Here is a 1,128-nt window from a genome sequence, read left to right on the forward strand (position 1 = left end):
CGGGCAGGGCGGCCGGTGGACGGAGCATCGATCAGGGTCACGGTGATGCGTCCGTGGCCGGTCGGGATGACGCCGCAACCGGGGCAACCGGTCAGCGGGTCGCAGGTCTCGACGTCGAGGACCACGCTCTCGTCGGTGGCATCGACGTCGGTCAGGTGTAGTCCGGGGAGGCCGAGGAGGACATCACAGCGGCTGCATCGGTCCAGAGAGGCCGTGCAGGGGCACGTAGGATGGGGCATTGTCGAGGTCCTTGTGATCAGCGGGGTAGAAGTCCGCCCATCATCGGGGACCTCGACGTCTACCCCCAACACCCTTGCCCGATCGGCGCGCCCACACTCAACTCTGAAGAGCCAGAAATCCCAGTTCATCGCCGGTATCGACGCGATCCGATGGCACCGCTCCGCGCTGGGGTCTTGCATCCAGCGTGACCAGTTGTGCGACAAGACCATCAAGGTGACCGACACCTTCGCCGAGTTCGCCGACAAGTTCGGTAAGAACGTCGAACTCACCTGGTCCGAAGAGACGGCATCGAGGTTCCCTCGCCGAACTCGCACGCCAAGGCCACGGTCGACATCGTCGCGGGTAAACCCGACGCGATCGCGCACCAGAAGGTCGTCGTGTGGGACAACTTCAACGAGGAAGGCGCTGTCGAACTCGGCACCGTCGAACTCGACAAGGATGGCAAGGTCGACACCGTCACAACCGCTGACGGCGTCAAGGCCGAACTCGTCGATGGCGCTATCGCCTTCATGTACTCGCGCGACCTGCCGGCCAAGGCCGACATGTGCATGAAGTACACGAACAAGGCGAGCGTGATCGGCAAGGACGATTCGGCGACCGTCGAGGTCTGTGGCCCGACGACGCCGGAGCAGCCGAAGCCGAAGCCGGAAGAGCCGAAGCCGCCGAAGCTGCCCATCACGGGTGGCGACGTAGCGCCGGCCATGCTGAACATTCTGGCCCTCATGGGTGCCGCGGGCGCCACGATGGCGATCCGTCGCCGGGCCGAGAGCTAGGCTAAGTCAGCTGCCCTAGGTGTTGTGGGTCATGACGTTGTAGTCACCGACCGGGGATGAAGGAACGGGCCCCTGACTGCACGATGGGTGGTGTCAAAGCAACCATCCAGCAGAA

Annotated in this window: 1 protein-coding gene and 1 pseudogene; one reads left to right on the top strand and one right to left on the bottom strand. The window is 64.2% G+C overall.

Annotation, left to right across the window (positions count from 1 at the left end; all coding sequences use genetic code 11):
* A pseudogene (locus BSZ39_RS14395) lies at nt 1-239 on the bottom strand (ISL3 family transposase); the annotation flags it as partial.
* Nucleotides 240-617: 378 nt separating this feature from the next.
* Between BSZ39_RS14395 and BSZ39_RS12865 the strand changes: the two are divergent.
* Nucleotides 618-1,013: a hypothetical protein gene (locus BSZ39_RS12865; RefSeq protein ID WP_073717683.1), complete on the top strand. Its 396-nt coding sequence runs from the start codon at nt 618-620 to the stop codon at nt 1,011-1,013.
* The last annotated feature ends 115 nt before the right edge of the window (nt 1,014-1,128 follow it).

Source organism: Bowdeniella nasicola, assembly GCF_001907295.1.
Classification (GTDB): Bacteria; Actinomycetota; Actinomycetes; order Actinomycetales; family Actinomycetaceae; genus Bowdeniella; species Bowdeniella nasicola.